1 protein-coding gene is annotated in these 684 nt (G+C 71.1%); it reads right to left on the reverse strand.

Annotation, left to right across the window (positions count from 1 at the left end):
• The coding region (locus GRF61_RS24230) for an ATP-binding protein (RefSeq protein WP_248281436.1) at positions 1–684 on the reverse strand (684 nt) is incomplete at both ends.

Raw genomic sequence — 684 nt, forward strand, 5'->3', positions numbered from 1 at the left:
CATAGGGGAGGACCTCGCCGCGCAGATTGACGTACTGGCGGCGCTCGGCGGCGAGGGCGGGGGCGAGGGCGATGCACTCGCGCACCGCTTCCAGGGGGAGGACGAAGGGCACGCCCTGCACGCGCACGAGGAAGCCGTCGATGATGGCAAGGGTGAGGGGCAGGCGCAGGCGCAGGGTGGTGCCCTGGCCCGGAGTGGTGTCGATGTCGATGGAGCCGCGCAGGGCGGCGATGGTCTTCTTGACCACGTCCATGCCCACCCCGCGGCCGGAGACGTTGGTGACCTGCTCGGCGGTGGAGAAGCCGGGCTCGAAGATGAGGGCGTGCACCTCCGCATCCGAGAGCTGGGCCTGGTCGTTGACGAGGCCGCGCTCGCGGGCATGGGCGAGCAAGCGTTCGCGGTCCAGGCCGCGGCCATCGTCGCCGATCTCGATGACGATGCCGCCGGAATCGTGGTAAGCGTTCAGGCTCACCCGCCCGCGCTCGGGCTTGCCGGCGGCGCGGCGGGCCTCGGGGGGCTCCAGGCCGTGGTCGATGGCGTTGCGCACCAGGTGCATCAGCGGATCGCCCAGCTTCTCGACCATGGTCTTGTCGAGCTCGGTGTCGGCGCCGGTGATCTCCAGGGCGATGTCCTTGCCCAGCTCCCGGCCCAGCTCGCGCACCACGCGGTGGAAGCGGTTGAAGG

It is taken from the genome of Azoarcus sp. TTM-91, from assembly GCF_012911025.1.
Classification (GTDB): Bacteria; Pseudomonadota; Gammaproteobacteria; order Burkholderiales; family Rhodocyclaceae; genus Azoarcus.